This window comes from Paraburkholderia sp. HC6.4b (assembly GCF_014200875.1).
Taxonomy (GTDB): domain Bacteria; phylum Pseudomonadota; class Gammaproteobacteria; order Burkholderiales; family Burkholderiaceae; genus Paraburkholderia; species Paraburkholderia tuberum.
On the sequence record NZ_JACHDC010000015.1, the window covers coordinates 1 to 23,446 of the forward strand.

Here is a 23,446-nt window from a genome sequence, read left to right on the forward strand (position 1 = left end):
TTGCACGAAATCGGCCGGACCGTGGATCGAGCGATCCACATGGCTCTCGGCCGCGAAATGCAGCACGGCGCGCGGCTTGTGCTCGGCCAATAGCGAATCGAGCGCGGCGCGATCGCAAATGTCGACGCGCGCGAAAATGTGTTTGGGATTGCCCTGTAGCGACTTCAGCGTGCCCAGGTTGCCGGCGTAGGTCAGGTTGTCTACGTTGAGCACCGCTTCGTCCGACGCATTCAGCCAGTCGAGCACGAAATTAGCGCCGATAAAGCCGGCACCGCCCGTTACCAGGATCATGTAATTCCCTTGTCGATGTGAGTGGCGCCCGGAATCGACTCGCCGACCTTCCCATGATGCGTGATGGTTTCCGATTCTGCAGCAGTCGGTTGCATCCGCTTGTGCGCAAGCAAACGCTCGGACGCTATTCTTATGATGACCCGATTATAAGGTTGTCCACGCCAAAACTCGAACCCAACAACTTGAAACAGCTTCACCAGTCTGGTTGCTGTTGACTGTCGTAGTGACCATTTATGCGGCCGATAGCGCGAACCGAGCACAGAAACGCTATGCCATCTCGCGATCGACACCGCCGGTGAATCGTGTCAAGCCGAGCGAACGCCGCCGCGACACGTGCCGAGTCCGACGCGTGCCGGCGTGTCGGGCTCGTCGCGGCCGGACACCGCTTCGATCACGGTATGGCCGCGCCCGGTCAGCTTCTCGACCAGATAGCGGCCGGTAAAACCGTTCGCACCGGTGACGAGCGTGCGAAATGATTGCTTCGCCGCGGAAGACGGCATGCTGGCTTCGTTCACGAGAGAGTCATCCTGTTGTTGTATTGGAATCGCGCGCGGTCCATGCGTGGCTGCCGCCGTGCCGTGTTACGGCGGTGTTCCACCCGCGTCCCGCAACGTGATCGCGCGATACCCGAACCCCAAACGGGCTATTATGTCACGCTATCTTGCTGCCCTGCCCTGCCCAGCGTGGCACGCGTCGTGCAGCACCGCGCGTATCGAATCGCCTTGATTTCCTCGATGACACCCCTCAACGCTTCCAGTACCTCCGCTCCCCTCGTCCCTCTTGCTTTCGGCGATCTGCAAGGCTGCCGCGCACCGTTTCAGCGACTGCTGGCCAAAGCCGCGCCGCCGGACGGCACACCGCTGTGGTTCGCCGGCGATCTGATCAACCGCGGCCCCGACTCGCTCGACACCTTGCGCGACGTGATCGCGTTCGGCGAGCGCGCGGTGCCGGTGCTCGGCAATCACGATCTGCATCTGCTGTCGGTGTCGGCGGGGATTCGCAAGTCGAAGAAAGGCGACACGATCGAAGAGATCCTCGCCGCGCCCGATGCCGCCGATCTGCTCGAGTGGATACGCCACCGCCCGCTCGCGCATTTCGACAACGGCATGCTGATGGTGCATGCGGGCGTGCTGCCGCAATGGGATGCGACGCTGACGCTCGAACTCGCCGACGAGTTGCAACGCGCGCTGCGTGCGCCGAACTGGAAAGAGACGCTTGCCGGCTTGTACGGCAATGAACCGAACCGCTGGAAGCCGGGCCTGAAGGGTATCGAGCGTCTGCGCGTCACGTGCAGCGCGTTGACGCGCATGCGCTTTTGCAGCGCCGATGGCGTGATGGATTTCAGCAGCAGCGGCACGCTCGCATCCACGCCGAGCGGCTGCATGCCGTGGTTCGACGTGCCGTCGCGCCGGACCGCCGACGTGACCGTCGTGTTCGGTCATTGGGCCGCGCTCGGCCTGATGTTGCGCGACAACCTGATCGGCCTCGACTCGGGTTGCGTGTGGGGGCAGAAGCTGTCGGCGGTACGGCTCGCGAATAACCCGGCTGAGCGGACGTTGACGCAAGTCGATTGCGATTCGCGCGGCGTGCCGCGCGGGGGCAACTAAACAGAACTAAACAGAAGACGGCGACGCTGCCCGGCAGCGCCGCCGCTTAGACCGAGCGGCGCGGCTGATCGACAGGCTCGATCAGCGTTTGCGCCGTCTCAGCGGCGTCGCTCGACGACGCAGCATCTACAACGTCGCCCTCTTGCGCGACCGTCCCCGCCACTGCGTTGCCGGCCTGCATGTCCCGCAACGCGTTCGCCACCACCTGCTGAGCCTGCGCCGCGAGCACCCGCCGGTCCGCGTCCGGCGCGAGCGGTGCGCCAACATATACGTGGGCGGTCAGCGGACCGCCACGCAACAGCATGTCGAGCGAGTCGGACAACGACACGTCGTCGATATATGCGGGTGCCGTCGACTGCCGGCCCTGCGCGTCCTCGTACATGATGCACAGCGGCTGCACCGGCACACCGGCCGACACCGCGGCCTGGAACATGTTCGCGTGAAACGGCAGCAACTCGAGCCCGTTCGACGTCGTGCCTTCGGGGAACACGCACATCAGTTCACCCGCGCTGAGCCGTGCGGCGAGTTCGTGCATGATGCGCTTCGCGTCACTGCGCTTCTCGCGCTGGATGAACACCGTATCGAGCTGCTGTGCGAGCCATCCGACCACCGGCCATTGCCGGATCTCCGCCTTCGAGACGAACGGCGTCGGCCGCCACGCGTTGATTACGTAGATGTCGATCCACGAGATGTGATTGGCGACGACGAGCACGCCACGATCGAGCCGCACCGCGTCGTTATGCACGACGAGGCGCATGCCGCACAGCCGCAGCATCTTCAGTGACCACGCGCGATTGAGCGCGTGACGCCGCTCGGTGCTCGCGTTCGGAAAGCGCGTCGCGACGGTCCACATGCCGTGCAGCAGATGCGTGATGAGACGGACCTTGCGTAACGCGAGCTTCATGGCCGGAGCTTTCCTTGACTGGACCGAAACGATACCGCTCAGCGCTGTTCGTAGGCGAGCTGACCGGACACGACGGTCGCGCGCACCTGTGCCGGCAGCTCGTAGCCGAGGAACGGCGTGTTGTGCCCCTGGCTCTTCAGCGCACGCGGCTCGACGCGCCAGTGAGCGTGACGGTCGAACACGCAGAGGTCGGCCACCGCGCCGACCGCAATGCGGCCAGCCGCTTCGAGGCCGAGCACCTGCGCCGGCGCCGCGGTGATGCGATTGAGCGCGGTCGCGAGCGGCACGCCCGCTTCGTCGGCCCACTTCACCGTCAGCGACAGGAACAATTCGAGGCCGGTTGCGCCCGGCGTCGCTTCGGCGAACGGCAGCAGCTTTTCGTCGTCGTCGACCGGCGTGTGCGCGGAGCAGATCGCATCGATCGTACCGTCGACGAGGCCCGCGCGGATCGCTTCGCGATCGCGCTGCTGGCGCAGCGGCGGATCGAGCCGGAACTGCGCGTCGAAGTAACCGATGTCGAGGTCGATCAGATGCACGTGGTTCACGGTGACGTCGCACGACACCGGCAGGCCCTCGCCCTTCGCCGCGCGCACGAGCGCCACGCCCGCCGCCGACGACACATGCGACAGATGCACGCGCGCGCCGGTTACGCGCACGAGTTCAAAGATTGTATGCAGCGCGATCGTTTCGGCCGCCACCGGGACACCCGACAGCCCGAGCCGCGACGCCAGCGCGCCGCTCGCGGCGACGCCGCCCTTGCCCAGATACGCATCGACGGGACGCAGCCACACGGTGAAATCATAGGTCTTCGCGTATTGCAGCGCGCGCATCAGCACCTGGGTATCGACGATCGGCGTGTCGGCCTGCGAGAAGCCGACGCAGCCCGCCTCGGTGAGCTGGACCATCTCGGTGATGACCTGCCCCTTGAGACCGACCGTCAGCGCGCCGAGCGGATACACGTGCGCCTTGTTCTGATTGCGCGCGCGGAACTTCAGCATTTCGACGAGGCCCGGTTCGTCGAGCGTCGGATCGGTGTCCGGCGGACATACGAGGCTCGTCACGCCGCCCGCGAGCGCCGCGGCCATTTCCGAGCCGAGCGTCGCCTTGTGCTCGTAGCCCGGCTCGCGCAAACGCGCGCACAGGTCGACGAGACCCGGCGCGATCGACAGACCGCGCGCGTCGAGCGTGCGCTCCGCCTGGAAGCCGGCCGGCGCGTTGCCCAAGGCGGCGATCTTGCCCGCCTCGATAAAGATGTCCTGCTGCTGTTCGGTGCCCGCTGCCGGATCGATCAGCGTGCCGCCTTGAATATGAATCTTCATGCGCTGCCTTTGTTAAACCTGTGGTTCAGCCTATCGTTCGGCTTCCCGATCAGTCGTTGCTTAATCGTTATTGCCCGCGACGATCCCCATCACCGCCATGCGCACCGCGATACCGAACGTGACCTGATTCAGGATCACCGATTGCGGGCCGTCCGCGACCTGCGAGTCGATCTCGACGCCGCGGTTCATCGGGCCGGGGTGCATCACGATCGCATCGGGGGCGGCGAGCGCGAGACGCTCGGGCGTGAGCCCCCAGCTCTTGAAGTACTCCTGCGACGACGGCAGCAGCGCGCCGCTCATGCGTTCGTTCTGCAGGCGCAGCATGATGATCACGTCGACATCCTTGAGACCTTCGTCGAGGTTGTGGAACACGCGCACGCCCATCTGTTCGAGCCCGCCCGGCAGCAACGTGCGCGGACCGATCGCGCGCACTTCGGGCACGCCGAGCGTGGTCAGCGCATGAATGTCCGAGCGCGCGACGCGCGAATGCAGGATGTCGCCGACGATCGCCACGCGCAGCTTCGTGAAGTCCTTCTTGTAGTGGCGGATCGTGTACATGTCGAGCAGACCCTGCGTCGGGTGCGCGTGACGGCCGTCGCCGGCGTTGATCACGTGCACGTGCGGCGCGCAGTGCTGCGCGATCAGGAACGGCGCGCCGCTCGACGCATGACGCACGACGAACAGATCCGCGTGCATCGCCGACAGGTTGTTGATCGTGTCGAGCAGCGATTCGCCCTTGCTGGTCGACGACGCGTTGATGTTCAGATTCAGCACGTCGGCCGACAGCCGCGTGGCCGCGATCTCGAACGTGGTACGCGTGCGCGTCGAGTTTTCGAAGAACAGGTTGAACACCGACTTGCCGCGCAGCAGCGGCACCTTCTTCACTTCGCGATCGGTCACGCTGACGAACTGGTCGGCGGTCTCGAGAATGTGATTGACGATGGCCTTCGGCAGCCCCTCGATCGACAGCAGATGTTTGAGCTCGCCGCTCTTCGTGAGCTGCGGGTTGCCCTTCAGGAAGCCGTAGCGGAAGCGCTCGGATGCGCTAGCGGAGGAATCTTGCGGAGCCGGGGTGGCGGTGTTCATCCTTCATCGCGGGAAACCTCGGCCGCCGGGCCGGGGAGGGATGGCGCGGGCCGCATAACAGCCCCTACTCCCGCTTCTCCTTTGTTAGTTGCCATCCTTGAGTAGCCATAGCCGTCTGCGCGCTGCAGCAACCGACAATAGCGGTGAGCAACGCCCTGTACGACCCGGTCGTGGGTTTGAATGTTGAAATTCCCCTTGGCGCGCACGGCTACACGCCCATGATATGGGCCTGCTTTTTTGCCTGTAGGCACGTCCGCCCGCACAACGTCTCCCGTCCCGAACCCTTGAACGCGTTTTGCCCGCATCAGATAGCCGACAGGAAAACCATACTTGTTTCGGCGCGTTCGCTGATAGCTGCCCCGACCAGTGCACTTCACCTGCAATGTCGGCTTTCGCCACCCCAACACAGTCGAAACGTCGCCCACGCACACGGCATCCAGCGCATGAGTCTTCGGGATGCCAAGTTGGCTACGGTTGTGTTTCGTTCGTCCCCCGGAAGCTGTTTCGACAGGAACACCCGTGGCGCGCAAGGCATTGACCAGCGCCCAACGGGTGGTATTGACCGCCGATGCATCCTTCAGGGGGCGCAGGGCTTGGGCAATGATGCGCGCGAGGCGCGCCTCGTCCTTTACGAAGACGTCGAGCCGCCGCGCGCCCTTGCTGACGTTGCAGGCTACACAAGCAATTGCCAAGTTGGAAACCCGTTTTGAGCCACCGCGCGCGCGCGGCACCAAGTGCTCGATATTCAGAGGCACGTTCTGAGCGTCACAGTAGCAGCACTTGTGTGTCCACTTCTGCAACAGATACTCACGCAGCTCATATCCGAAAAGAGTTCCATGCTGATACTCGATGCCGGTGACTTCTGGGTTATCGAGTGCCTGCATGTCAAAGCGTACGAGTTCAGTACTCACCGCCGCTATCGGGGCCCAACACCGAAGCCGTTCGACCCAAGCGAGCGTCGTATCCACCCGGTGTTGCAGCGATGGGGGGAGCCATCCTGCAGGCCGGGTACGGTTTAGAAATCGCGGTGCACGATAGCGCAGGGTGCTGCGCCGATGGCGCCGCATGGTGCGGCGCGCAGTAAGCGCCTCACTGATTTGCCGACCGCGGTGGATCAACTCGAACAGGTTAAGCACCACGGCGCCGCGATGGATTTCTCCCGTCGAGGTGTCGACGTGTTCCGCGTCGCGCACAAGCGCCAGTCCGGTGGCCTTGCTGCCGGGGTCCAGCTTGATGCGCAGGGGTTGCAATGCACTGCTGTGAAGCTCCCGGTCGACGAGCCGAATAGCGAAGGGCATGAGGCGATGAACCCGCGCACGTCCACGCGCGAGCAACAGCCTCGCGCGCTTCTCGCTGCACGGCATCAACGGCCGCCCAACCTTGTCTAAAACGAATACCGCCAACTGTAGCTCCTGGTGCCCAACCGGAAAAACTCCGGCGCGTTGCCCTTACGGGCCTGGTGACGGGCGCCTCGCGGCGCCGCTCCCCTCGACCATGTTGTGCAGCAGGGGCGGATTACTCCTACCGGCCGCAGCCCGTTTCACACCTACCCGTGGCTTGTCTGCTGCTGCGACTTCCAGAGCGCCAGACTGAGGAAGCATCCGGCGGTGGGTCTGCAATCTTCTGCACAACGGTGCGTCTTGCGACGCATGGTCTGGTCAATCTCAGACTCGCGGACTTTTACCCCCGCAAGCCTCGGCCTATAGGCCGGGGTGATTGACGATGTACCTGCTTCAAACACGGACCTCAAGTCTATCGCTGCAGATGCACGCTGCTTGCCACGGTTCGGGGCGACTCCAGCATCTCACCAAACGCAGCGCGCTCCACGTATGTTGCGTGGCATTGCGTTGCGCAAAACTGCCTTCAATCGACGCGTGCTTCAGTGTGAAAAGAAAACCGCTGGCCGCCCGCGCCGTCGTCTTCACGGGCCAGCACGAGCGTCGCGTCGGCGGGTACGTCGACCACGCCACCGACGAAGCGCGCCGCCACCGGCAACTCGCGTCCGCCCCGATCGGCGAGCACCGCGAGTTCGACCGATGCCGGCCGGCCATAGTCATACAGCTCGTTGACCGCCGCGCGAATCGTGCGGCCGGTGTACAGCACGTCGTCGACCAGCACGATGCGCCGGCCATCGACCTCGAACGGCAGCGAGGTCGGGCTTGCTTGCGCGTGCAGCCCTTTCTTCGCGTAGTCGTCGCGATGCAGTGCGACGTTCACCACGCCGAAGCTCGGCAGTTTCAGGTCGCGCGCGAGCCGCTCGGCGAGCCACGCGCCGCCGCTATGGATACCCGCCAGTACCGCCGCTTCGGCACCGTCTTGCGTGGCGGCGAGCTGGTCGCCATACGCCGCTCGAATCTGGTCGAGCAACGCGCGATACAGCGCTTCGGCGTCAATGGAACTCATGATCGTCGGAAAGTCCGTTTAGATATTGCTGGAGGATGATGCTCGCGGCTTCGGCATCGAGCATGTCGGCGCGGGCATTGCCGGCGCGGATTTCCGCCTCGGCCTCGACCGACGAGTAGCGCTCGTCGACCCACGTGACCGGCAGATTGAAGCGGCCGTTCAGCTGGTTGCCGAAGCGCTTCGCGAGTTGCGTGCGCTCGTGCGGTGTGCCGTCGGGGTGCATCGGCAGGCCGACCACCAGCGCATCGGGCTTCCATTCGGCGATCAGCTTGCCGAGCGCTTCGAAGCGGTACTCCCTGCTGCGGTTCTGCACGACGACGAGCGGCCGCGCGCGGCGCGTCAGCGAATTGCCGACTGCCACGCCGATGCGTTTCTCTCCGTAGTCGAACGCAAGCAGCGTCGCCTCACGTCCGGCCGGCAGATTCATGCGCGGCCCCTCATGCGTGCCCGGCCTCGCCCGAGAGCATCGACAACGACACGCCGAGCAGCGCGAGCGCCGCTTCGAGACGATCTTCGGCGGGCACGTCGAAAACGATCTTCGGATCGGCCTCGACCGTGAGCCAGCCGTTCTTGGAGATTTCGTCTTCGAGCTGACCCGCGCCCCAGCCGGCGTGGCCGAGCGTCAGCAGGAAACGCTCCGGACCGTTGCCGCTCGCGACGGCCTCGAGCACGTCTTTCGACGTGGTCATTTCGAGCCCGCCCGGCACCGACATCGACGACGTGTATGCGCTGCCGCCTTTCGGATCGTGCAGCACGAAGCCGCGCTCGGTTTGCACCGGGCCGCCGAAATACACGGGGACATGGAGAAGCGGTTCGATCTCGAGCTTCAGATCGATGCGATTGAAGAGCGCCTGCAGGTCGATATCGGTCGGCCGGTTGATCACGAGGCCGAGCGCGCCGCGCTCACTGTGATCGCAAAGGTAGACCACCGTTCCTGAAAACGTCGGATCGGCCATGTTCGGCATGGCGATCAGGAACTGGTTGGTCAGATTGATGCGATCGGTACTCTTGGACATAGTTCGGATTTTAGCAAAGACGATGCGTCATGGCGGGCTGCTTTGAGCATTGCAACGCGTTGGGTTGCACGCTACGCGACGCGCCATCGACGCCGGATCAAGTTGCACTCTATCACGCGCGCGACTTGCGCCATGCCGCGATCAGGCGCCGAAACACCGCGTAGAACGGCACGTTCGGCGCCCGTCGCGAAGTTGCGGCATTGTGACTTGTCACAATGGGTTTCAGCGGGTTCGGCGCGCGTCGGTCGAAGCGTTGCGGACGCAATTCGCGCGCCACGTCGCGCGTTTGGTTCGACCCGGCTTGCGCTTCACGCGCCGCCCTGCTCGATCGCACGCGTGAGCGCGGCGAGCGCCGCCTGCGTGAAGCTGCCGCCCGCCGGCCCAACGCCCGCGGCGACCTTGTGCAGCGACGCACGCAAGGCCTCGGCGGCCTGCTCGAGCGTGTCGGCCGGCGGCGCGCCGACGATCACGTGCGCGCGTACCGCCGGCGTCGCGACGCTCGCATGCGCACGACGCCGCCATGCGAGACCGAGCGCGTCGGCGAGCAGCGCCACGTGACCGAGACCGAGCGCGCAGGCGGCCGAGCCGAGCCGGTAGGCGGCCGAGCCCGCCTGCAGCGCTTCGCTCGGGTCGGCTTTTTCCGGCTGATCGGCCGCGCGCGCATGGGCGGCCAGCGCCTCGATGGACGCGTCGGCGGTCTGCAGGAAGTCTTCGTACGCGTTCGCGTTGACGCTCAGCACGCCGAGATCGCGCGTGTGCGGCAGCGACTGCGCCTCGAGCGCGCCCGCCTCCCACAGCGCTTCCGACGACTGCGTGCCGGCGACGTGCCAGTCGACGGTCAAGCCATAATCGTGCAGCACCTCGACCTGGTCGGCGTCTTGCGCGGCCGCGCCGAACAGCGCGTAGTCGCGCCACAGCAGCGCGAGCGTCGCGCGCACCAGCGAACGCGGCGCGCGCTCGATGCCGCGCGCGTGATCGGCGAGCGCCAGATTGCAGCGCGCGTAGAAGCGCCGCGCCTCGATATCGCGGATTGCGTGGCCGCGCGCGCGCAGCGCCTTCGCGCAGGCGCGCGCGAGCCGCCAGAAGTCATACGGATCGGGGCCGGCGAGTTCGGTGAACACGGCGTCGAGCTCGTCGAGCGCGGCGTTCGTGACCGCAAGCGCTACCGCGCTGCCTGTGTCGGCCTGCGAGCGCAGCACCGGCAGCAACGCGCGCTCGTAGCGCGCCCGCTGATGGGCAAGCTGATCGGCCGATTGCGCGTGCAGCGAAGCCGGCGGCACTGGCCGCGCGCACAGCGCGAGGTCTTCGAACGCAACGGCGGAGCCCGGCGTGGGTTCGATGAGTTGCGCACACAGCTCGCGGTAGTGGTTGAACAGCGTCGGCGAGCAACTGAGCTCGCGCAGATTGTGACGCTCGAGCGCCGCGCGGAAGTCGCGCAGCGCCGCGCCGAACACTGGCCGCGCGCTTTCCGCTTCGGCTGGCTCGCCGCACGCGAGCGGCGAGAGCCGCACGAGGGCGTCGGTGAAACGCTGCGCGCTGAGCCAGCCCGCCGTGCGCAATGCATGCGACGCGCGCAGCAGCGCGGCACCGCTCTCGTCGCGCTGCTCGAACGCGAGCGACGCCTCGGCGAGCGCGAGTTCCGCAGGGCGGACCGCGCCGCCGCGCGGGTTCGGCAGTGCATCGATGGAAACGGGTGCTGCGGATCGAAGAGTCATGGGCAGGCGACACGAAGCTGACGGGGCCGTCGCTTCGCGCCGCATGCTGAGTGAGCGGCCACCGCGCGAACCGGCGACAGGACAATGACAGACTACCGTTGCGACACGACGCGACCGGCGATGTTCCGCGCCGGCGCGCTCAGACAGGCGCCGGGCGTGCCGGACGCATCAAGCGATTGCAGCAATTGCGCGGCGGATGACGCCGCTGACTTTTCGGGATCGAAGCTCAGGGTTCAGGTTCGGGACCGAATCTAGGGACCCGGTTTGGGGGCCGAAGCTTCCGGCGTGTCGCACGAGCCCATCAAACCGCGACGCCGGAACAATGATCAAGCGACGCGAACGACCGACCGACCGGCTGACGCCGGCGGCTTGCCGAACTTCAGATCTGGACCATTTCGAAGTCTTCCTTGCGCGCTCCGCACTCCGGACACGTCCAGTTGATGGGCACGTCTTCCCAGCGTGTGCCCGGCGCAATGCCTTCGTCGGGCAAGCCGGCCTCTTCGTCGTAAATCCAGCCGCAAATCAGGCACATCCAGCTTTGATATTCCATTCTTTTGTCGCGTCGTTGAGTCCGTGGAAGCGGGAGCCATGATGGTACCGTGTTGCCGCCCCCATGCCTAGCAATCGAAAACTCGCAATCGTAGCGTGGACCGGGCTTCGGCGGTGCGCCCGCGCGCCGTGCGCACGACGCTCGCGGCGTCATGCCGCATGGCGGTGGGGACACCCGGCAGCGCGATAGGGGGCGCCTCGGCAAGCTCGCGGCGCTAGCGTGGCAACCTCAAAGCAATCCCCGCCGGCTGCGCGTCAGCGGGCCGCGAGCCAGCCTCTGGCAATCCCCGCCGCGCGAAAAAACGCCCTCTCCACGGTTTAGGCCGCATAATTGAGCCAATTGCGCATTGCGCGCCGAAATCCTGCTTTCCTTATCCATTTTCATGCCCAGCGACACGCCTCCGATCGTCCTCACCTTCGGTCTCTCCGACCCCACCGGCGGCTCCGGCCTGCAGGCGGACCTGTTGACACTTGCCAGCATGGGCTGCCACGGCGTTTCCGTGCTCACGGGCTATACCGTGCGCGACTCGGCGAACTGCGACGAAGTCACCGGGCTCGACCCGGACATCGTCGCGACGCAGGCGCGCATGCTGCTCGAGGACATGCCGATCGCCGCATTCAAGGTCGGCGCGTGCACGCGCGCCGAAGTGGTCAGCGCGATCGCGGAAGTTGTCGCCGACTACGACGACATCCCGCTGATCCTCGCCCCGGACTTCACGCTCGACGACGAGCACGTGCTCGCCGCCGACGAACTGCGCGAAGCGATCGCCGATCTGCTCGCGCCGCAAACCACGCTGCTAGTCGCCGACTCGGCGACGCTGCTCGCGCTCGCGCAGCCCGACGGCGACGCTGAGGCGCCGAGCCTCGACGCGGCGATCTCGCATCTGCTGTCGCAGGGCTGCGAGTACATTCTGTCGACCGAAACCGGCACGCATCGGCTCGTCAACACACTCTTCAGCGAGGACGGCCAGTTGCGTCAGGACATGTGGGACCGCGCGCCGCATCGGTTGACGGGCCTGACCGATACGCTCGGCGCGGCGATCGCCGCGCTTCTCGCCAACGGCCAGGAGCCCGCGGAAGCGGTGCGCGAAAGCCAGGAGTATCTGTATCAGGCAGTGCGCAATGCGTTCCGGCCCGGCATGGGGGCGTACATGCCCGATCGCTTCTTCTGGGCGCGCAGCAGCGATGAAGACGAAACGCCGCCCGCGCAAGGCAAGGGCGCGGCGCCGGGGGAAGCGCGGCACTGAGCTCGCCATTCGTCGGCATCGACTAAAAACCCGCTGTCAGCCGGTTTTTTCATTAATGCGACTTTTGCGATTGGTGCGACTTTCCATTCGATTTATCCAAATTTAACAATGTAATTAGCGCGTAGCTATCGATACTGCCGCGCCCAGTTCGTCTCGCGGGCATCCTGGTCAATTTATTTTGCATAGCCGCATGAATCTTGCTGTCGGCGATGCAACCGGACGTTTTACCGCGTAATCAAACGTTACAATGCCGATGACATCTTTTGTCTAGACTTTACGCATTACGATCAGTCATATGTCCCCACATGTCCTTTCCCACCTTCTTCATCCATCCACCGAAATGCGGCGGTTCGACCGTTATTTCGTTTTTTGATTTGAATAAAGGTAATGACCAATTCATTAGCTTTGTCTGGGATCAGGATGGCTGGGGAAACTGTCGCGCGAAGCTGCTCGAGACGCAGGTAGGCGGCGGTCATCTACCGTATGGCATTCATCGGATGATCAAATATCCGGTCAACTACTGCACGATCCTGCGCGATCCGCTCGCGCGCCAGATCTCGCACTACTGGTATGCGGCGAACGGCAAGAACGGCCAGATCACGCGCGGCGTCAGCGTGTCGGCGACCGAGGCTCTGGCGCTGCAAGGCGTACTGTCGCTCGACGAGTGGGTCAGCGAATCGCTCGGCGGCAGGAACCTGTTCGTGCAGATGCTGAGCGGCGAGCCGGCGGTCAACGAAGCGAGCCTCGCCGTCGCGCAAATCCATTTGCGCGAACAGATCGGTACCGTCGGCGTCTGCGAGGACATGAGCGAATTCTTATTGCGGCTGTGCGGTTCGACAGGGATGAAATTACCTTTCTGTTTCGTAGCGAATCGCACCAATGGTGCGCCGAAAGGCAAAGCTCACATCAGCGAAGCAGCCAGACAAAAGTTCATCGACGACAATAGCCTCGATTACGAACTGTTCCGCGACGCGAATCGAATCGTCGAAGCCTATGCGAATGAAACGGGCAGCGTCTTTTCGAATGCGCTCGAATTGGTCCGCGTGATTCAGTCCGAAATCGATCAGCTCGACAATCCGCACGTCTATAGTTCGACCGTTTTCGGCTTCGACGGCTCATTCCTGTCGCGCGTGCATGAGGTGATCCGCCGCTTCGATCTCGCGCCGATCGACACCTATCTGGAGTTCGCGCGAAGCCGGCAGCGTCCGCCGGTCGACCTGTTCGACGGTTTTGTCGACACGGTGCGCGACGGCGTAGTGTGCGGCTGGGCCGTCAACCTGAGCGAGCCGCAGCGGCAGGTACCGCTCGAGGTGCGGGTCGGCACGCAGATCGTCGCGACCGGCTGCAGCGGCGAGCCGCGGCCCGATGTGGCGAGCGCCGGCTATCCGAGCGCATACAGCGGATTTTCGATTCCACTGCCGAATGATATTCCGGAAGGCTTTCGCGTTACCATTGCCAATTCCACCGAAAGCCTGCACAACGCCGGCACGTGGCGGCAAGGCTGGCACTGCGAATGAGCCAGAAGAGCCAAGAGAACCTATCCATGAAAGAGCCGCCCCAGTTCGTGCAACGCTTCCACGGCAAGATCGCGGTGCAGGACCGCATACGCATGTTCGATCAGATGCCCGCCACGATCTGGCTGACCGGCCTGTCCGGCGCCGGCAAATCGACGCTCGCGTTCGCGCTCGAGGAGCAGCTGATCGCGCTCGGTCACGCCTGCTATGTGCTCGACGGCGACAACATCCGCCACGGTCTGGCGAGCGACCTTGGATTCGAGCCCGACGACCGGCGCGAAAACATCCGCCGGGTCGCGCACGTCGCCCAATTGATGAACGACGCGGGTCTGATCGTGATTTCCGCGCTGATTTCGCCGCTACGCGAAGATCGGGCAATGGCGCGCGCGATCATCGGAGCCGACAAGTTCGTCGAAACCTATGTGTCCGCCTCGCTCGCCACCTGCGCGAGCCGCGATCCCAAAGGTCTTTACGCGAAAGCGAGGTCTGGCGAGATCAGCTCGTTCACCGGCGTATCAGCGCCCTATGAAGCGCCGATCGATCCCGACCTGCACGTCGACACGGGAACGCTGAGCCCCGCGCAAAGCGTCGCGCAGATCTTCCACTACCTGCGCGAAAAGTGCCTCGGAAGGTCCTCTCATCGCACGGCTCACGCCGCGGGCGCCTAATCCGGACAAAAGGGCGTCCGGAAGCGCTCGCCAGCAAGCACATCAACGCCGGCCCCAAACGAAAAAAACCCGCATAAGCGGGTTTTTTTCGTTTGGGGAAACGCCTCGCGGCGCACTCCCCACATGGACTGCCAGCCGGGCCTCGGCCGTGATCCAGACGCGCGGCAGTTCAACCACGCGGCCGGACCACGAGGCCCGAGCGGAATTACATGTCCATGCCCATGCCGCCCATGCCGCCGGGCATGCCGCCAGGCATCGGAGCATCTTCCTTCGGCAGTTCGCAGACAGCTGCGTCGGTCGTCAGCAGCAGGCCAGCAACCGAAGCTGCGTTTTGCAGCGCCGTGCGCGTCACCTTCGTCGGGTCCACGACACCTGCGTCGACCAGGTCGACGTACTCGCCGGTCGCTGCGTTGTAGCCGTAGTTGCCCTTGCCAGCAGCAACCGCTGCCACGACGACGCTCGCTTCTTCGCCACCGTTGGCGACGATCTGACGCAGCGGCTCTTCCATGGCGCGCAGAACGATCTTGATACCTGCGTCCTGATCGGCGTTAGCGCCCTTCAGGCCAGCGATTGCCGTACGTGCACGGATCAGCGCGACGCCGCCACCCGCCACGATGCCTTCTTCCACAGCCGCGCGCGTTGCGTGCAGTGCGTCTTCGACACGAGCCTTCTTTTCCTTCATTTCGACTTCGGTCGCAGCACCGACCTTGATCACCGCAACACCGCCTGCCAGCTTGGCAACGCGCTCTTGCAGCTTTTCACGGTCGTAGTCCGAGGTCGCTTCTTCGATCTGCGTGCGCACTTGCTTGACGCGAGCTTCGATGTTCGCTGCTTCGCCAGCGCCGTCGATGATCGTGGTGTTTTCCTTGCCCACTTCGATGCGCTTCGCCTGGCCCAGTTCAGCCAGCGTTGCCTTCTCGAGCGTGAGGCCGGTTTCTTCAGCGATGACCTGACCGCCGGTCAGGATCGCGATGTCTTCCAGCATCGCCTTACGACGATCGCCGAAGCCCGGAGCCTTGACGGCAACGGTCTTCAGGATGCCGCGGATGTTGTTGACGACCAGCGTTGCGAGCGCTTCGCCTTCGACGTCTTCAGCGATGATCAGCAGCGGACGGCCAGCCTTCGCGACTTGCTCGAGCACCGGCAGCAGGTCACGGATGTTCGACACCTTCTTGTCGTGCAGCAGCACGAACGGGTTCTCGAGCACGGCGACTTGCTTGTCCGGGTTGTTGATGAAATACGGCGACAGGTAGCCGCGGTCGAATTGCATACCTTCGACGACGTCCAGCTCGTCTTGCAGCGACTTGCCGTCTTCGACGGTGATCACGCCTTCCTTGCCGACCTTGTCCATTGCTTCAGCGATGCGCTCGCCGATCGACGAATCGCTGTTCGCCGAGATCGCGCCAACCTGGGCGATTTCCTTGTTGGTCGTGCACGGCTTGCTGATCTTGCGCAGTTCTTCGATTGCGGCTGTAACGGCCTTGTCGATACCGCGCTTCAGGTCCATCGGGTTCATGCCCGATGCGACGTACTTCATGCCTTCGCGGACGATCGATTGCGCGAGAACCGTAGCGGTCGTCGTGCCGTCGCCTGCGTTGTCGCTGGTCTTGGAAGCGACTTCCTTGACCATTTGCGCGCCCATGTTCTGGAGCTTGTCTTTCAGTTCGATCTCTTTCGCGACCGACACACCGTCCTTGGTGACCGTCGGGCCGCCGAAGCTGCGCTCGAGAACCACGTTGCGGCCCTTCGGACCCAGCGTGACCTTCACGGCGTTGGCGAGAATATTCACGCCTTCGACCATCTTGGCACGGGCGGAATCACCGAATACGACGTCTTTAGCTGCCATCTTCTAACTCCTTGAATACTTTGGATATAACCGGTGAAGTAGCGACCTTGCGCTTACTTCTGCACCACGGCCATGATGTCTTCTTCGCGCATCACGAGCAGTTCGTTGCCGTCGACCTTGACGGTCTGGCCTGCGTACTTGCCGAACAGGACGCGGTCGCCGACCTTCACGTCGAGCGCAATGGCTGCGCCCTTGTCGTCGCGCTTGCCCGGGCCGACTGCGAGGATTTCACCTTGATCCGGCTTTTCCGCTGCGGCTTCGGGGATCACGATGCCCGACGCGGTCTTGGTTTCCTGATCCAGACGTTTGACGATCACGCGATCATGCAAAGGACGAAGGTTCATACATACTCCTCTCTGATTGAGACTGAAGAACGCTGAGAAAAACCCGGCTGGCCGAGCCAACCGGAGATGTTGTTAGCACTCTCGTGCAGCGAGTGCTAATTATATGGACGGGCAGTGACAAATTCAAGAAGCGGGGAACGCGGTCGAAGTTCACTGATCCTCAAATGTGATTCGCTCGGGCTTGAACCCCGCCCCGTGCGGAACGTCTGCCGTTCGGTATTTTCTCTAAGAAAACAATAATTTACCGACGTGTTGCGTTGAGATTCGGCCCTTCGTGAAGGAAGAGGCGAGCCATGACGAGGCAGCGACTTCGGAGCGGAGCGCCCGCTCGAAACGTCAAACCCAGGGAAATCCCCCATAAGCGCGGGCCGTTACGATAGTCAGCCTTCAGGCAAGTCGAGGGGGCTCATGAATGTGCTTCACGGCTGAGGCACCAGTCGGTCCAGGTAGATCTGGACCGTTGCAGCGGCCGTTGATAGTGGGATTGTGAAATTGATAGCAGCTGCAAGGACGATACGTGCGGAACCGTAACGCTATAACTGGGTGCGAAAGATTTGAGATCTTTCCACTCTGAAGATCAGCGACAAATATGTCCAACTGACCAGTCGGTAATTGCGCTCCTCCAGATAGCGAAATATGGCTGAATCTATTACTTCCCTGATCGAAGTCAGCGTAGACTCCACAATAATGATCTTTGGTTTATACCTGCTGATATCAATCGATCGCAAGACTTCGTAATCGTGACCTTCCACGTCGATGGAAAGCAGATCGATTTCCTGGCCGGCGTACGGGGTGTGCTCGAGAACGTCGTTCAATGTGGTAGTTTCAACGGTCCGGACGGAGATAGGCTTCTGGACTTCGGCCGCAGCCACTATGGGATCTATGGTCGAAGTCAACCCATAATTTGAAAAATTATAGACTTCCTTGAGCTGTTTCTCGTTCGAGACGGCCGCACATACATTGACATCACCAGACCGCGCAAGAGAAAACGTTTCAATTTTCACTGGATCCATGTCTATGTTGATGCCGCGCCAACCACGCTTGTAAAGCGCATGTGTGTTCGAGAACTTGACAGGGTGGTATGCACCGACGTCGACATAAACACCCTTATTGCACCGGGGACTGATTATCTCGCGCAACACCGCGTCCTCTCCAAACTGCGAGTAGTACAAACGCGGCCCGCGTGTTATCCACGTCTTGCGGACGAGCCAAAGCAGTGTCCGAACGTCTTCGGGTTCAACATAATCGCTCCTCACTTCGAAACGATAACGGCAAAAGGTCAAACAGCGTTTGATCTGGAAGCTTGCCCAGCAGAAGGTCGGTCCGGCATTACGTTAGCTAATATTCACCTATAGCAGGCCTCATTACCGCCGCAAATGTGCCGCAGTACGGACCAAACGATATTCGCGAATTAGTTACATGCTCGAAAGGTCGTTGAGCGTTACATCTGCAGACTACTCGACGGTTAGCCGAACATTAAGCGAAAGTCATAATAATGTGTATTTTTGGCCGAAACCGTCGAGTATGCAAAAAGCTTCCGGTTCCAGTCGGTTCGCGTGTCGTCGACTACAGCCGCGCGAGATTCAGTCCGGCGAAGCCTTCTGCATCAGGCCACGATCCGCCAGTTTCGGTCGCCCGACAGCGCGCTCGTTTCACTTCACTTCTGCGCAGGCCGGTGCAACGCATTACCCGCCATCCACTTGAGCCGTTCGCAATTGACCTTGATGCGCGCCGCGAATTCCTTCGGATCTCGCTCGCGCAGTGCGTTCATCTGGCTATTGGTGATGTCGGCGCGGTGCCAGCCCGTGTCCCAGTGCTGATCGAAATCGGTCGCACCGGTCAGGACCTTTCGGAGCCGCTCCTTATAGGCGCCGATCCGCTCGGGCGACACGTCGCAAAACGCCCGCGCGAAGCTTGCGCGCTCACCCGCCGTCTCCGCGCTCATGTTGGCGTCGCTCGCGCCGCTCGCGAGCGGCGCGGCGAGCGACACCACCGACAGACAGAACGCTGCGCAAAGCGGCCGATAGCGATACGATAGGTTTTTCATCTTCGACTCCTGACGATCCTTCGTGGCGACCAGGGATTGTCCCGATCTTCAACGCCGCCTCGCCGATTGTGTCCTGATTGCACTGCACGATGGCGTTTTCGCGCGCTATCCGATGCATCGCGTGGCCAAACCGCGGTGCTACGCTCGTTAAAGCGGCATTCGCGACGTGCCCGTTCCGGGGAACCGTGGCGCCAAGCACCGCAACGCCACGGCCTATCGGCAGGCCGCGACAGAAGCACGAGCGCCAGGCATGAGAACGAGCTCGAACACGACGCGCAACGAGCACAGAACGAAAGCACGACACGAAATCAAACACAAAAAGGCGAGACATCGCTGCGGGAGTGACTGCGATGGCATTTAGAACATATACCGTACTGACGCTGTTGGTGACGAGCACTGCCGCGTTCGCGTGGCGGCCTGTCACCTATCCGATCCGAAGTCAGAGCCCTTACGAGCGCAGCATCGACAACGCGATGTGCTACGCCGAGGCGAACCGCGTGACCGGGGTCAACATGGCCCACGAGTCGCAGATTCCGCCGCGTCAGCCGCCCGCGGCCAAAGGTGCGTCGACCGGCGTACCGTCGAAGCCGCCGCTTCCGCCTAGTTCCTTCTCAGCCACGCCGCTGCCGTGGAGCGCGAGCGCGCCCGAAGCCGCGAGCGCGCCGTTGGCTGGCGCGCAAGCGCCTGGCGGCGCATCGTCGGCGAAACCGGTGAACGAAGCCGCGGCCGGCGCCGGCGCGCCAGGCGCGCCAGCCACCGCGGCGGCGAATGCACCGCCGAACGCATCGGCAGCGGCAACGGGCCCCAGTGCGACCGCGGCACCCGGCGCGTCGGATGGGGCGGCCGCTTCGCTGCAGGCCAACGCGGCGTCGAACGTGAAGCTGCCGCCGCTGCCCGCGCCCGAGCCGCCGATGACCCGCTATTGGGCCGCCTTCGGCGCGTGCATGCAGGCGCGCGGTTACGTCGTCCAGTAGTCCGGCCGACGCCGCTTGCGGGCGTCGTTGCATTCATTCTTTTTGATGGCGCCGCCCTTCGGCGCCAGTGGAGCGACACGGCCATGCCGCGCGACACGACCTCCGACCAGCCATTTTTCCATCACTGCGCATACTGCGGCGTGCCGCTGTCGGGCCGCTTTTCGCCGTGTCCCGCATGCCATGCGCTGCCGATCGATTCGTTCGATACGGACGACAAGCCCGGCGAGCGCTCCGCGCGATCCCAGGCGCTGAGCGCATCGCGCACGCAACTCGAACCGCTGCCAGCGGCCGCGAGCTTGCCCGCGGACCGTTCGTCGCGACGCTCCGCGCAAACGAAGATGAGCCCCTACGATCTGATCGACGAAGCGACGTTCGAGCCGGGCGGGCGTCGACGGCGGCATCCGCTCGCGCTCGCCGCAGCCGCGCTCGCGACGCTCGGCGTCGTGTACGTCGGCTTCGTTCTACTCAACGACGACGATGCGAGCGTCGACACGCCGGTCACGGTCTTCGGCACGGTGCGCCCGGACAACCCTGGCCAAGCCCCTGCACAGAACGTTGCGCAGAATGCGGCGCCGTCGGTTGCCGCGGCGCCGAAGCCGGCGTCGATCGTCGCGCAACGGCCGCGTCCCGTTGTCGTCGCGCGGCAGCAACCGGCGAACGTGCACGCGGCCCCCGTCGCGCCACCGGCACCGCCCGTCGTGGCGACCGCGCCGACCGTCGCGCCATCGTCACCGCCGGTCGTTGCGACCGCGCCTGCCGTAGCGCGATCGAGCCCGCCCATCGTGGCGACCGCACCGACCGTTGCGCCATCGTCACCGCCCGTCGTTGCGACCGCGCCTGCCGTAGCGCGATCGAGCCCGCCCATCGTGGCGACCGCACCGACCGTTGCGCCATCGTCACCGCCGGTCGTTGCGACCGCGCCTGCCGTAGCGCGATCGGCTCCACCCGTCGTGGCGACCGCGCCCGTCCCAGCGCGACCGTCAACGCCCGTCGTTGCGACCACGCCGACCGCAGCGCGACCGGCACCGCCCGTCGTCACGACCGCGCGCGCCGTAGCGTCAACGAAGACATCGAGCGCGGCCATCTCCGCGCCCACGCCGCGTGGCACGGCGCTCGCGTCGACCAGCACCAACACCAACACCGACACGATGGCCGCCCCGCTCACGCAAGCCGACAAACAGCGCGCCGACGCCGAGCGCAATCTGAAAGCCGCGCACGGCTATCTGCAACGAGGCAATCTGGCGGCGACCAGAGCACGCCTCGCCGCCGTAATCACCGCGCAGCCCGACAATCGCGGCGCGCGCAGCATGCGCGCCCAGGTGAGCACGCTAGAGCAGCAACGCGACGCGTTGCTGAGCCTCGCGCGCGGCTGCAGCAACGTGGGACATTGGGAGTGCGCGTCGCACAACGCCAACGAAGCGTTGCGGATCGATTCGAGCAGCAAGGCCGCGCAACGGCTCGTCGCCCTCGCGTCGCACGAGTCGGCGTGGCAAACCATGCAACCGACGGCGGAAGAGTCGCGCGCATTGCGCGATCTGCTGCGTCACCACTAAGGATTGCGAGGTATCTCGCGGGACGGCGGCACGGGCGTGCAGTCGATCACGCCCGCCCGCGCGGCGCCCCGAAAGACGCGCCCGCGGGCAGCAGTGTCAGCCGGCGATGCTGTCGTAGCCGTAATAGCCGCCCTGATACCCCGAGCCGAGAAACGCCGCTTCCTGCGGCACGTCGGTGAGCAGCACGCCGCGCAGACCGACGCCACCGTTACGCAGGCGTTTGGTGGTTTCGATGATCTCATGCAGCGGTTGACGCCCATGCCGCACGACGAGCAGCGTCGTCGCCGCGTATTTGCCGATCAGCGTCGAGTCGGTCACGGCGAGCACCGGCGGCGTGTCGATGATCACGACGTCGTATTGCGGCTTCAACACCTCGAGCATCGCTTCGAAGCGTTTGCTCATCAGCAGCTCGGCCGGGTGCGAGGGCAGCGTGCCTTTCGCGAGCACGTCGAGGTTGGGCAGCACGTCGCGCTGGATCATCGCGTTGAGATCGCCGCCGCACAGCACGTCGGACAGTCCCGGCCGATGGCTGACGCCGAAATGCGAATGCACGTCGCCGCGTCGCATGTCGCCGTCGATGATCAGCACGCGCTTGTTCGCCGACGCGACCAGCGTCGCCAGATTCACCGACAGAAACGACTTGCCCGCATCGGGCCGCGAGCCGGTGATCATCACGACGTTGTTGGCCGCATGATCGAGCGACAGCTGCAGCGAGGTGCGCAGATTGCGCACCCCTTCCACCGCGATATCTTCGGGCGCCTGTTGCGCCAGCACATGCTGCCCGCGCTGGCGCAGCGACACCTTTTCCTGCAGGCGCAATTGCGTCTGGCTGCGCGGCACCACCGCGAATACCGGCACGCCGAGCATCCCCTCGAGTTCGTCCGGGCGCTCCACGCCGCCGCGCATCGCGCGCCGCAAGAAGACCAGCAGCAAGCCGAGCGCGAGGCCGCCGCCGAGCGAGATCAGGATCACCAGCATGCGCTTCGGCCACACCGGATCGTCGGGCGTTTCGGCGAAGTCCACCACGCGCACGCCGCTCACCTGCCCCGCCTGCGCGACCCGCAGTCGCTGCACGCTGTTGAGCAGGTTCATGTACAGATCGGTGTTCACGTGCACGTCGCGCTGCAGACGCAGCGCGGTCTGCTCGGTGTCGGGCATCGTCGAGACGCTGTGGTTCATCGTGCTCTGCGCGCCCTGCAACGCGGCGATCTGCGCATCGAGCGCGGCGACCATCGGATGATTCGGCGTAAAACGCTGCAACAGCTCCGCGCGCTGCTGCTGCAGATCGAGCAGCTTCGTCTTGTTGTCGACGATCTGCTGCAACAGCAGCTTGCTTTCTTCACCGAGATCGACGGCGCCATGTGTATTGCGGAACTTGCCGTAGCGCTCTTCTGCGTCGTCGAGCGCCTTGCGCGCGTCGGGCAGTTGCTGTTCGAGATACGCGAGCGTGTGGTCGGATTCGGTCGAATGGCTCGCGAGATCCTGCCGCACGAACTGGCGCGCCACGTTGTTGACGATCGCCGCGGTCAGCGCCGGATCGGCGCCTTCGAGACTCACGCGGATCACGCCGGAGTCCTCCGCCGTTTCCTGCACGACCATCGTCTTCGCCAGACGCTCCACCGTGCCGAGCGTCGACGCGCGCGTCAGCTCGAAACGCGAGCCGGGCGCGCCGACCAGTGTGTCGACGTGCAGCGTGACCGGGCCGACCGCGGTATCGGTTTGCACGGTCTCGCCGACGCGCCCCGACAGGATCGCGCTGCCGTGAGGATCGCGCAGCATGAAGGTGTTGCCGGCGCCCGCGACTAGCGTGAAGGTCTCGCCATACAAGTCCTTCGACGTGTCGAAGCGCGACACCGCGATGCTCTCGTTGCCCCACGCGAACCCGCGCAGGTTGACGAACGACGGCAGCCGGAACCACCAGTGCCCGTTCACGAGTCCGGCGATCTTGCTGCCGATCACCGGCAGATAACGCGGCTTCGCCGTGATGTCGAGGTGCAGCGCGCGGACCGCCTCCTCGGTGACGAGACGCGACTTCAAAAGCTCGATCTGCGCCGCGGTCGACGGCTTCGAATCGTACGCGCCGGGAAGCGGCGCCGCCGCGTCCCGGCCGTTCGCATTGACGTTCACCGCGTTCGCCGTCCTGTCCTGGACGTGAAACAGCACGTCCGAACGATAGACCGGCGGCGTGAGGAACGCGTACGTGCAACCGAGCGCGAGCGCGATCAGCGTCACGGTGAGGATCGTGCGCCAACCGCGCACGATCGTGCGCACGTAGTCCGACAGATGCAACTGCCCCGGTTCATACACGCCGGCGTAACGGTTTTCGTAATTGATTGCCATGTTTTCACCCAACAAGGCCTGCC

24 protein-coding genes are annotated in these 23,446 nt (G+C 64.1%); 6 read left to right on the forward strand and 18 right to left on the reverse strand.

What is annotated here, in order from left to right; all coding sequences use genetic code 11:
- The 3 genes from HDG34_RS22090 to HDG34_RS22100 form a co-directional block, all read right to left on the reverse strand.
- Positions 1-291: GDP-mannose 4,6-dehydratase (locus HDG34_RS22090; protein WP_184062176.1), on the reverse strand; the 291-nt coding region annotated here is incomplete at its 3' end.
- Positions 288-488 carry a hypothetical protein gene (locus HDG34_RS22095; RefSeq protein WP_184062177.1) on the reverse strand — a complete coding sequence of 67 codons (201 nt, stop codon included), beginning with the start codon at positions 486-488 and terminating at the stop codon, positions 288-290. The genes HDG34_RS22095 and HDG34_RS22090, both read right to left, overlap by 4 nt.
- Before the next feature lie 108 nt (positions 489-596).
- On the reverse strand, positions 597-806 hold the full coding sequence (locus tag HDG34_RS22100; protein ID WP_311734828.1) for an NAD-dependent epimerase/dehydratase family protein: 210 nt from the start codon (positions 804-806) through the stop codon (positions 597-599).
- A 219-nt stretch (positions 807-1,025) separates the two neighbouring features.
- Here HDG34_RS22100 and HDG34_RS22105 point away from each other — a divergent pair, with 219 nt between their 5' ends.
- Entirely contained in the window at positions 1,026-1,898 is an 873-nt protein-coding gene (locus tag HDG34_RS22105; protein WP_184062178.1) for a symmetrical bis(5'-nucleosyl)-tetraphosphatase, read from the forward strand.
- Between the two features lie 46 nt (positions 1,899-1,944).
- Here the strand turns inward: HDG34_RS22105 and HDG34_RS22110 are convergent, their stop codons facing one another.
- The 9 genes from HDG34_RS22110 to HDG34_RS22150 all read right to left on the reverse strand — a co-directional run bounded on the left by HDG34_RS22110 (position 1,945) and on the right by HDG34_RS22150 (position 10,891).
- A complete protein-coding gene (locus tag HDG34_RS22110) occupies positions 1,945-2,802 on the reverse strand; it encodes a 1-acyl-sn-glycerol-3-phosphate acyltransferase (RefSeq protein WP_184062179.1) in 858 nt (285 codons plus the stop codon).
- A 38-nt stretch (positions 2,803-2,840) separates the two neighbouring features.
- The gene (locus tag HDG34_RS22115; RefSeq protein WP_184062180.1) at positions 2,841-4,121 is read right to left on the reverse strand and encodes a dihydroorotase; all 1,281 of its coding nucleotides are present in this window, start codon (positions 4,119-4,121) and stop codon (positions 2,841-2,843) included.
- 60 nt (positions 4,122-4,181) lie between these two features.
- Positions 4,182-5,207: an aspartate carbamoyltransferase catalytic subunit gene (locus HDG34_RS22120; protein ID WP_090803276.1), complete on the reverse strand. Its 1,026-nt coding sequence runs from the start codon at positions 5,205-5,207 to the stop codon at positions 4,182-4,184.
- A complete protein-coding gene (gene iscB, locus HDG34_RS22125) occupies positions 5,204-6,610 on the reverse strand; it encodes an RNA-guided endonuclease IscB (RefSeq protein ID WP_184062181.1) in 1,407 nt (468 codons plus the stop codon). The genes HDG34_RS22120 and iscB overlap by 4 nt, the downstream gene beginning before the upstream one ends.
- Positions 6,611-7,070: 460 nt before the next feature.
- Positions 7,071-7,610 (reverse strand): bifunctional pyr operon transcriptional regulator/uracil phosphoribosyltransferase PyrR, encoded by a 540-nt coding sequence (gene pyrR / locus HDG34_RS22130; protein ID WP_184062182.1) that lies wholly within the window; start codon positions 7,608-7,610, stop codon positions 7,071-7,073.
- On the reverse strand, positions 7,597-8,037 hold the full coding sequence (ruvX, locus tag HDG34_RS22135) for a Holliday junction resolvase RuvX (RefSeq protein WP_184062183.1): 441 nt from the start codon (positions 8,035-8,037) through the stop codon (positions 7,597-7,599). Before ruvX ends, pyrR begins: the two co-directional genes overlap by 14 nt.
- Positions 8,038-8,047: 10 nt before the next feature.
- A complete protein-coding gene (locus HDG34_RS22140; RefSeq protein ID WP_090803272.1) occupies positions 8,048-8,626 on the reverse strand; it encodes a YqgE/AlgH family protein in 579 nt (192 codons plus the stop codon).
- Positions 8,627-8,934: 308 nt separating this feature from the next.
- A complete protein-coding gene (locus tag HDG34_RS22145; protein WP_184062184.1) occupies positions 8,935-10,341 on the reverse strand; it encodes a hypothetical protein in 1,407 nt (468 codons plus the stop codon).
- Between the two features lie 379 nt (positions 10,342-10,720).
- Complete coding sequence (locus HDG34_RS22150; protein WP_006047743.1) at positions 10,721-10,891, reverse strand: rubredoxin; 171 nt, start codon at positions 10,889-10,891, stop codon at positions 10,721-10,723.
- Between the two features lie 382 nt (positions 10,892-11,273).
- On the opposite strand from HDG34_RS22150, the gene HDG34_RS22155 reads away from it, so the two are divergent.
- Positions 11,274-12,137, forward strand: coding sequence for a hydroxymethylpyrimidine/phosphomethylpyrimidine kinase (locus HDG34_RS22155; RefSeq protein WP_090803266.1), 864 nt, complete (start codon positions 11,274-11,276; stop codon positions 12,135-12,137).
- A gap of 287 nt (positions 12,138-12,424) precedes the next feature.
- Here the strand turns inward: HDG34_RS22155 and HDG34_RS39385 are convergent, their stop codons facing one another.
- The gene (locus tag HDG34_RS39385; protein WP_260321288.1) at positions 12,425-12,613 is read right to left on the reverse strand and encodes a hypothetical protein; all 189 of its coding nucleotides are present in this window, start codon (positions 12,611-12,613) and stop codon (positions 12,425-12,427) included.
- A 21-nt stretch (positions 12,614-12,634) separates the two neighbouring features.
- Here HDG34_RS39385 and HDG34_RS22160 point away from each other — a divergent pair, with 21 nt between their 5' ends.
- The gene (locus HDG34_RS22160; protein WP_260321290.1) at positions 12,635-13,654 is read left to right on the forward strand and encodes a chondroitin 4-O-sulfotransferase; all 1,020 of its coding nucleotides are present in this window, start codon (positions 12,635-12,637) and stop codon (positions 13,652-13,654) included.
- Between the two features lie 26 nt (positions 13,655-13,680).
- Complete coding sequence (gene cysC, locus HDG34_RS22165; protein WP_090803263.1) at positions 13,681-14,319, forward strand: adenylyl-sulfate kinase; 639 nt, start codon at positions 13,681-13,683, stop codon at positions 14,317-14,319.
- A gap of 205 nt (positions 14,320-14,524) precedes the next feature.
- On the opposite strand, the gene groL is transcribed toward cysC, so the two are convergent.
- The 4 genes from groL to HDG34_RS22185 all read right to left on the reverse strand — a co-directional run bounded on the left by groL (position 14,525) and on the right by HDG34_RS22185 (position 18,556).
- Positions 14,525-16,165 carry a chaperonin GroEL gene (gene groL, locus HDG34_RS22170; RefSeq protein ID WP_184062186.1) on the reverse strand — a complete coding sequence of 547 codons (1,641 nt, stop codon included), beginning with the start codon at positions 16,163-16,165 and terminating at the stop codon, positions 14,525-14,527.
- Positions 16,166-16,218: 53 nt separating this feature from the next.
- Positions 16,219-16,509 carry a co-chaperone GroES gene (gene groES / locus HDG34_RS22175; RefSeq protein ID WP_008923887.1) on the reverse strand — a complete coding sequence of 97 codons (291 nt, stop codon included), beginning with the start codon at positions 16,507-16,509 and terminating at the stop codon, positions 16,219-16,221.
- Positions 16,510-17,042: 533 nt separating this feature from the next.
- Positions 17,043-17,681, reverse strand: a complete 639-nt coding sequence (locus tag HDG34_RS22180; protein ID WP_184038579.1) for an FkbM family methyltransferase — start codon at positions 17,679-17,681, stop codon at positions 17,043-17,045.
- Between the two features lie 485 nt (positions 17,682-18,166).
- Positions 18,167-18,556 (reverse strand): hypothetical protein, encoded by a 390-nt coding sequence (locus HDG34_RS22185; RefSeq protein ID WP_184062187.1) that lies wholly within the window; start codon positions 18,554-18,556, stop codon positions 18,167-18,169.
- Positions 18,557-18,906: 350 nt separating this feature from the next.
- On the opposite strand from HDG34_RS22185, the gene HDG34_RS22190 reads away from it, so the two are divergent.
- Positions 18,907-19,530, forward strand: a complete 624-nt coding sequence (locus HDG34_RS22190; protein ID WP_184062188.1) for a hypothetical protein — start codon at positions 18,907-18,909, stop codon at positions 19,528-19,530.
- An 83-nt stretch (positions 19,531-19,613) separates the two neighbouring features.
- Positions 19,614-21,083: a hypothetical protein gene (locus HDG34_RS22195; RefSeq protein WP_184062189.1), complete on the forward strand. Its 1,470-nt coding sequence runs from the start codon at positions 19,614-19,616 to the stop codon at positions 21,081-21,083.
- Positions 21,084-21,179: 96 nt separating this feature from the next.
- Here HDG34_RS22195 and HDG34_RS22200 read toward each other — a convergent pair whose 3' ends face one another.
- On the reverse strand, positions 21,180-23,423 hold the full coding sequence (locus HDG34_RS22200) for a polysaccharide biosynthesis tyrosine autokinase (RefSeq protein WP_184062190.1): 2,244 nt from the start codon (positions 23,421-23,423) through the stop codon (positions 21,180-21,182).
- Between the last annotated feature and the right edge of the window lie 23 nt (positions 23,424-23,446).